At 68.4% G+C, this 2,497-nt stretch carries 2 protein-coding genes; both read right to left on the bottom strand.

Annotated elements, in window-relative coordinates:
• Window positions 1–137: 137 nt before the first annotated feature.
• Window positions 138–1,049: a type IV toxin-antitoxin system AbiEi family antitoxin domain-containing protein gene (locus tag ACWCO3_RS33895; protein WP_280116503.1), complete on the bottom strand. Its 912-nt coding sequence runs from the start codon at window positions 1,047–1,049 to the stop codon at window positions 138–140.
• 195 nt (window positions 1,050–1,244) lie between these two features.
• Window positions 1,245–2,497 (bottom strand): adenylosuccinate synthase (locus ACWCO3_RS33890; protein WP_450014036.1); only part of this gene is annotated, 1,253 nt, incomplete at its 5' end.

Genomic DNA, 2,497 nt, shown 5'->3' with positions numbered 1-2,497 from the left:
GAGCAGGATGCGCCGACGCTACCGTGACCGGCGCGGTCCGGTCGTCGAGAGGAGGGTCACATGCAGCGCGCGTTGGTGCTCGGCGGTGGCGGGGTTATTGCCATCCCGCTCGGCGTGTCATGGCAATAACTTCATGATCAACGCCGCCCGGATGCGGCGATCGCTTGGCGAACGGTCCACGGGATGTAGTCGGGGCGGAGAGTGTCCTGCCAGGTGAAGCGCAGGATGGTCCAGCCGGCGTTGACCAGGCGATTCTGTCGGCGGCGGTCGGCGAAAGCGGCCTCCGGCGTGCCGTGGGCGTCTCGGCCGTCCGCCTCCGCGATGACCCTCGGGCCACGCCAGCCCAGGTCGCCGATGCCGAGCAGGCAGCCGTCATCGTCGCGTACCTCGAGTTGCAACGTGTCGGGCGCAACCTTGCCGTCGACGCAGCGCAGCCGGGCTCGCGTCTCGAGCGGCGACTGCGCCCGCCCGTCCGCCTCGGCGAGGTAGCCGCGCGCGGCGATCGCACCGCGCCGCCCCCGGATGAAAGGCGGGATGGAGAGTAGATCGTCGGGGGCGACAAGGCGACGATTGACCGCCGAATCCAGCACACTCACCGCCGAGTATCGGTCGGCTCGTAGACAGAGGTCGGCAAGTGTCCGCAGCGGTTTGGTGGTGGTGATTCCGTCCACCCGGACGAGGTGCGCGGGCGGGACGACCAACTGGTGAACCACCACCTGCGGGTGGGCGAGTCGAGCCGGCCTGGCGGCCGGACCCGGCACCGACAGATGGATCGACTCGGTGGCTCGCATCCCGGCTACTCGGTGCAGCTCAGCGGCCGTCGAGAGCACTGCGACGGCCGCCGGGCCGAACGAGGTCACCGCTGCTCGGATCCGCGCCCGGCGGGGTACGCCGTCGTACAGGTCGGCGTCGACGAGGTAGCTTCCCCGCGCCACCGCGCGCCAGCGCCCGGCCCGGCACAACCGCCGCACCTCATGCACGCTTAAACCGGCGGCTCGCGCCTGCGCGAGCGTCACGATGCCATCCCGGTCGGCCGCAATCCGCCGCACAAGTTCCAAGGCGTCCACCCGGCCACCCTGACGGAAAGCGGACCCCGAAGCCGCCCCCTGTGGACAACCCCCGAACGCCTGTGGATAACCCCGCGACTAGCACTCGGTGATCATGAAGTTATTGCCATCTCACTCGGCATGTCGTGGCAATAACTTCATGATCAACCGCAAGGTTCCGGGGCCGGAAGCCCGGGTTTAGGGGAGGAGGGGGTGGTACTGGACGTTTTCGTCTCGGCCTGGGCCTACGCCTACGACGCTCACTCTGGCGTTGCAGAGTTCTTCGATCCGCGCGATGTAACGGCGGGCGTTCTCCGGGAGGTCCTCGGCGGTCCTCGCCTTGGTGATGTCCTCCCACCAGCCGTCGAGTTCCTCGTAGACCGGCTTGGCGTGGTGGAAGTCCGTCTGGCTCATCGGCATGTCGTCGACCCGCACGCCGTTGATCTCGTAGCCGACGCAGATCGGCACCTTGGGCATGCCGGTGAGCACGTCCAGCTTGGTGATGACCAGGTCGGTGACACCGTTGAGGCGGCAGGCGTACCGGGCGACGACGGCGTCGAACCACCCGCACCGGCGTTCCCGTCCGGTGGTCGTGCCGTACTCGGCGCCGATCTTGCGCAGGTGGTCACCGTTGGCGTCGAACAGCTCGGTCGGGAACGGTCCCGCACCGACCCGGGTCGTGTACGCCTTGCTCACCGCGATGACCTTGCTGATCGCGGTGGGCGGGATGCCAGCGCCCACGCAGGCGCCACCGGCGGTCGGGTTGGACGAGGTCACGAAGGGGTACGTGCCGTGGTCCATGTCGAGCATGGTGGCCTGCGCGCCCTCCAGCAGCACCGTCTCGCCCTGGTCCAGGGCGTCCCAGAGCATCGCCCGGGTCTCCGCGATGTACGGCTTGAGCCGCTCCGCGTAAGCCAGGTACTCCTCGACGGTCGCCTCAAGGTCGATCGCCTTGCGGTTGTAGACCTTGAACAGGATCTGGTTCTTCTCGCGCAGGGCGAGTTCCAGCTTCTTGCGCAGGATGCCCGGGTCGAGCAGGTCCTGCAGTCGGATGCCGATCCGGGCGACCTTGTCGCCGTACGCGGGGCCGATGCCCCGGCCGGTGGTGCCGATCCGGGACGAGCCGAGGTAGCGCTCGATCACCCGGTCCAACGCCCGGTGGTGCGGCATGATCAGGTGCGCGTCGCCGGAGATCCGCAACCGGGACACGTCGACGCCGCGTTCGGCCAGGCCGTCGATCTCGGCGAGCAGCACCTTCGGGTCGACCACCACACCGTTACCGATGACGATCATCGCGTTCGGTGAGAGCGCTCCGGAGGGCATCAGGTGCAGTGCGTACTTCTGGCCGTCCGGGGTGATCACCGTGTGACCGGCGTTGTTGCCGCCGGAGTAGCGCACGACGTAGTCGACCCGCTCACCCAGCAGGTCGGTAACCTTGCCCTTGCCCTCGT

Source organism: Micromonospora sp. NPDC002411 (genome assembly GCF_053592955.1).
This window is presented reverse-complemented; position numbering and strand designations above follow the sequence as displayed.